The sequence below is a fragment of the Chryseosolibacter indicum genome (genome assembly GCF_018598585.1).
Lineage (GTDB): Bacteria > Bacteroidota > Bacteroidia > Cytophagales > Cyclobacteriaceae > Chryseosolibacter > Chryseosolibacter indicus.
In genome coordinates this window covers 1-5216 of sequence record NZ_JAHESD010000119.1, presented here as the reverse complement: position 1 = coordinate 5216, position 5216 = coordinate 1, and the positions used below count along the sequence as shown (strand labels likewise).

The 5216-nt window shown below is 45.2% G+C and carries 7 protein-coding genes; 1 reads left to right on the top strand and 6 read right to left on the bottom strand.

Going from position 1 to position 5216, the window contains the following annotated elements; genetic code table 11:
• The 5 genes from kdpB to KK060_RS24420 all read right to left on the bottom strand — a co-directional run.
• Nucleotides 1-1427 (bottom strand): potassium-transporting ATPase subunit KdpB (gene kdpB, locus KK060_RS24435; protein WP_254157838.1); only part of this gene is annotated, 1427 nt, incomplete at its 3' end.
• Nucleotides 1428-1439: 12 nt separating this feature from the next.
• On the bottom strand, nucleotides 1440-3152 hold the full coding sequence (gene kdpA / locus KK060_RS24430; protein WP_254157836.1) for a potassium-transporting ATPase subunit KdpA: 1713 nt from the start codon (nucleotides 3150-3152) through the stop codon (nucleotides 1440-1442).
• A 26-nt stretch (nucleotides 3153-3178) separates the two neighbouring features.
• Complete coding sequence (locus KK060_RS25325) at nucleotides 3179-3256, bottom strand: potassium-transporting ATPase subunit F (protein ID WP_367397543.1); 78 nt, start codon at nucleotides 3254-3256, stop codon at nucleotides 3179-3181.
• 114 nt (nucleotides 3257-3370) lie between these two features.
• Complete coding sequence (locus tag KK060_RS24425) at nucleotides 3371-3508, bottom strand: hypothetical protein (RefSeq protein WP_254157834.1); 138 nt, start codon at nucleotides 3506-3508, stop codon at nucleotides 3371-3373.
• Nucleotides 3509-3527: 19 nt separating this feature from the next.
• The gene (locus tag KK060_RS24420; RefSeq protein ID WP_254157832.1) at nucleotides 3528-3878 is read right to left on the bottom strand and encodes a DUF7674 family protein; all 351 of its coding nucleotides are present in this window, start codon (nucleotides 3876-3878) and stop codon (nucleotides 3528-3530) included.
• A 225-nt stretch (nucleotides 3879-4103) separates the two neighbouring features.
• Here KK060_RS24420 and KK060_RS24415 point away from each other — a divergent pair, with 225 nt between their 5' ends.
• The gene (locus KK060_RS24415; RefSeq protein WP_254157830.1) at nucleotides 4104-4688 is read left to right on the top strand and encodes a GNAT family N-acetyltransferase; all 585 of its coding nucleotides are present in this window, start codon (nucleotides 4104-4106) and stop codon (nucleotides 4686-4688) included.
• Here KK060_RS24415 and KK060_RS24410 read toward each other — a convergent pair.
• The coding region (locus KK060_RS24410; RefSeq protein WP_254157828.1) for an AAA-type ATPase lid domain-containing protein at nucleotides 4685-5216 on the bottom strand (532 nt) is incomplete at its 5' end. The genes KK060_RS24415 and KK060_RS24410 overlap by 4 nt on opposite strands.

Genomic DNA, 5216 nt, shown 5'->3' with positions numbered 1-5216 from the left:
GTCTTTACGCCCATCCTACGCAAGCGGTCAAATCGTTCTGTAATACCCGGCTTGATCACATCCTGCAATTCTATCGTTCCGTAAATGGTGTCATTCTGCGCAACGACCAGTGGGGTTCCGCCATTGGCAGCAATCTTTTCAACAGAAAGTTTTACCTCTTCCGGAACGCGACCTCCTTTTTTCTCAACAAGATTGCGAATGGCATCAAATGCACCTTTGCGAATGCTGCGGCTATCCAGGTCAATTCCCGAAGAGCGAGTCTCTGCAGAGAAGCGAACAATTTTAGCATTCGGCAGGCCGTAGGTAGGATCTCCCCCTGAACCCACCATGACGGGATGCTTATATCCTTTTGAAGCTGCGAGTTCAACAATAGATTTCCCCTCGGGTGTCTCATCAGAAAGTGATGCAATCGTCGCGCACTCGATCAGGTCATCCATAGGAATTCCATTCACGGGGTGGAAACTCGTAGCCTTCCGGTTGCCAATGGTTATCGTGCCGGTCTTATCCAGCAGAAGAACATCTACGTCGCCGGCGGTCTCTACTGCTTTTCCACTTTTCGCAATGACGTTAGCACCCAGTGCCCTGTCCATTCCTGCAATACCGATGGCGGAGAGCAGGCCACCAATGGTGGTAGGGATGAGACAAACGAAAAGGGAAATGAATGCTGCAATGGTAATGGGTGTTCCTGCATAATCAGCATAAGGTTTCAAGGCAACACACACGATCAGAAAAATCAGGGTGAAAGTTGCCAGCAGGATGGTCAATGCAATTTCATTCGGTGTTTTCTGGCGGCTAGCTCCTTCCACCAGTGCGATGATCTTGTCAAGAAATGTTTCTCCGGGAGATGTAGTAACACGCACTTTGATTTTGTCTGAAAGCACCTTTGTACCTCCTGTCACTGAAGACTTGTCGCCGCCTGCCTCACGAATTACCGGAGCAGACTCTCCTGTAATGGCGGACTCGTCTACCGTGGCAATGCCTTCAATGATCTCGCCATCGTTGGGTATGATGTCACCGGCTTCACAAATAAAAAGGTCTCCCTTTCTTAGCTGCGATGATGAGATGATTGCTACCTGGTTAGTGTCATTAATAATTTTTTTCGCCTTTGTTTCTTCACGTGTTTTGCGAAGGCTTTCTGCCTGTGCTTTGCCTCTGGCTTCGGCAAGGGCTTCAGCGAAATTGGCAAACAGCACGGTCACGAGCAGGATAATAAAAACAGTTACATTATACCAAATGGCTCCCTGTGAGGAATCACCCGTAATAAGTTGATGGAATACAACGATCAGCATGATGAGGGTACTAATCTCAACAGTAAACATGACTGGATTCTTTACCATCAACTTCGGATTCAGTTTCACAAAGGCTTGTCTGACTGCTGTATTCACGAGGGCAGCCTCAAATAATTTTATTGTACGTTTTCTTGTCATGGCTTAAATAATTTAGAGTGAGAAGTATTCGGCCAGGGGACCCAATGCCAGTGGCTGGAAATAGGATAGTGCCGTGATGATGACAATAACGGCGAAGGTCATCACGCCGAAAGTGAATGAATCGGTGCGTAAGGTGCCTGCACTGTCAGGGATAAACTTCTTATTAGCAAGTAATCCTGCAATGGCAACAGGTCCGATGATTGGCAGGAACCGGGCGAGGATGAGGGCAAAGCCCGTGGTTATATTCCAGAAAATATTGTTATCACCGAGGCCTTCAAATCCACTTCCGTTGTTCGCATTCGCCGAAGTAAATTCATAAAGCATCTCTGAAAATCCATGGAATCCAGGGTTGTTCAGCCAGTTCGAAGGTTTTACGACCCACGCAGCATCCGGATACTGAACGAAGACAAAGGCAGCAAGACCCAGCAGTCCTTTGATCAGAAATGCCGAGAGCAACGTCACAAGCATAGCGATCTTTACCTCACGTGCTTCTATCTTATGTCCCATAAACTCCGGTGTACGACCCACCATAAGACCGGAGATGAACACGGCTACAATGATGTAGATGAAGTAGTTTAAAAAACCGACACCACATCCACCGTAAAATGCATTCACCATCATACCCAGAAGCTGCATCATACCTGAAAGCGGCATCGAACTGTCATGCATCGAATTCACAGATCCTGTTGAGATGATCGTTGTCATGATACTCCAATAGGCCGATGCTGCAGGACCAAAGCGAACTTCCTTTCCTTCCATAGCCCCGGTTTCTTGAGTTACGCCAAGAGATGCAACGGTATGGTTACCGTTCGTTTCAGTGACGATAGCCGGTATCATCAGGCAAAGCATGCCCAGGGTCATCACGCCAAATACCACATAGGCAAATTTTTTCCTGCGTATGTAAAATCCTACAGCGAAGATCATGGCCATGGGAATAATTACCTGCAGGATCATCTCAAGCATGTTGGTAAAGTAGTTCGGGTTTTCAAGCGGATGTGCTGAATTGGCTCCAAACCATCCGCCACCATTCGTGCCCACATGTTTGATGGCGATCATCCCGGCAGCCGGGCCTCGTGATACTTGGACGGTGTCGCCTTGAAGGGTAGTAATAGTATCTTTGCCTTCGTAGCTTGTAGGCGTTCCGTTAAAAGCAAGGAGCACGGCACCCACCATACTGATCGGTAGGAGGATACGCGTGTTTGTTCTTGTGAAAATGTGCCAGAAGTTTCCGAGGTTGTTTGTTGTTCGTTCCCTGAATGCGTTAAGAACTGCAATAAGACAGGCAATACCCGTAGCAGCACTTACAAACATCAGGAAATTGATCACAAAAAGTTGTGTGAGGTAAGTTACGCCCGACTCCCCGGAGTAGTGCTGTAAGTCACAGTTTACAAGGAAGCTGATGGCTGTGTTAAAGGCAAGGTCTGGTGTCTGACCCGGGTTACCATCAGGATTCAGGGGAAGCTTATCCTGGAAGACGAGAAGAAAAAATGCATATACCAGCCACAGCATATTGATCGTAAGCATGGCCTTGAGGAATTGTTTCCAGTTCATCTTTTCATGCGGATCAATGGCGCATACGCGGTAGATAAAGTGCTCAAGCGGATTCAAAAAGTCAGTAAATGTTTTTTCTTCACTGAATATGCGCGATATGTACTTTCCCAGCGGATACGCAAGGAGCACGGTAATAAGAAAGGTGATAATAACACCAAGTATTTCTGTATTCATAGTTATAGTTTCTGTTTTTAATGTCCTTAAAACTTCTCAGGCTTCAGGAGCACATAGAGCAGGTAGCAGCATACCGCTACAGAGAGACAAAAGAGTATCAGCATCATAGCACTATATTTTTTCGAAGTAGTCAACTGTTTTAAAGAATATGGCGAAGCACAAAAGGCCTGCAGCCAGTAAGAGTATGGTCATGATATAATTGGTTTTGAAAATTCTGATTATGTGAACCACCATTGAATCAGGTAAAAGAGCTTAGCAGTAATGAGCGTCGTTATTGCGGTCATAAACAAAAGCCAGAACCACATCGCTCGTTTTGCTTTCAAACCTGCTTTTGGTCTTGAATATCCTGGTTTCATTGATGTTGCTTTTAATAGTTTACACTGCAGGGGCATACAACATCCGGGCATACTCAAGCCTCAGTTCGCCTGGCATAAACGGTTCAATATTCTTTTTTGCATTGGGATGTTGATCCATCGCCCTTGAAAGCGTGAAAAGAAAAACATTTACAATTCCGCTCTTCACAGTTTCGTTTCCTTCCTTGAAAAGTTTCCACGCGACCCATAGGAATTCCTCCAGCTTTTTAAACTGTCCTTTCTCACAAAGCAGGGCGGAGGCATAGGCAAAATCCTGAATGGTGTGATAATATTGTTTTGTATGGTGAGGGTCTCCTGCCCTACCTGGTACCTCTCCATTCAGCATCACAAGTGCTATTCGTTCGTTGATCATATTGCTTTCGTTTTAAGCTTCCTGCTCATGGCAATGCAGATGCCTTCTTTTTCAAGAACCTGATTTGCAGTCAATTATGATTTTGTCAAATGCTTCTACCCTACGGATTTCGTAGGGTGTATTGCAGAAACGAAAGGGATTTTCACGTGCTTAGAGCGAAACACCTGAGGAAAGGCCTGTGGTACAGATGTTGCTGACCACGCCGCATTAACTTTACAATAACATATGGATGATGAGGGCCACGAATTCAAGATTGAAGTAGCTTCCGAAGGGCATGTACAATTTTCTGAATTAATTTCAACGGCGATGGAAGAGAGTGCTAAAACACGTGGCACAGGCATTGGAAAGAGGCCACCTGAAGTGATTGCAAATCACATGAGGGAAGGCAATGCACTCATAGCTTTTCACCGGGATGGTCGTTGGGCTGGCTTCTGTTATATGGCCGTATTTAATAATGGCAAATTTGTTTCAAACTCCGGGCTAATCGTGTCATCCGAATTCAGGGAACATGGCCTGGCGAAGATTTTAAAAAAGCGGTTATTCGATCGCTGCCGAAGGAGATACCCTGAAGCAAGTATCATCGGAATTACAACAAGTGTCGCCGTGATGAAGATTAACACCGCACTTGGATTTTACCCTACTGTTTTTGCAGAAATGTCAACAGACGAAAAATTTTGGAAAGGATGTGAAATGTGCGCGAATCATGATATTCTTAAACGTACAAACAGGAAGTTCTGTCTCTGCACGGCCATGAGATATGATCCTGAAAAAACTGTAACACCGTGTAGTGGTGCAACGGGAACTTACTAAAGTTCGTACTCTTTGATTTTCTGATACAAGGTAGTCAGCGCAATGTCCAGAACTTTCGCTGCTTGTGTTTTATTGCCATTACAGCGCATCAACACATGTTTGATATGTTTTTTTTCAATCGAACGGAGGTCCAAAGCAATTTCATAAGGGTCAACATTAAAATCGGGCGGAAGTATTGATGCATCGAGCTTATCATCAGCAAGGATAATACATCGCTCAATGACATTCTTTAGCTCGCGGATATTGCCTTTCCATGCATGCTGTTGAAGGGATTTGAAAAAGTCCGGTGACACCCCTGGCTCCGGCTTATTGGTTTTAAGCGAAAACTGGCGGATGAAAAATTGCGCCAACGTAGGAATGTCTTCTGTTCGTTCACGGAGTGGTGGTAGTGAAATGGTAAACACAGACAAACGGTAGAACAAATCTTTTCGAAAATGCCCTGCTTCAGATTCCTGCTCCAGGTTTCGGTTTGTCGCGGCAATAAACCGTACATTTACTTTTCTTACTTTACTTTCTCCCACACGATAG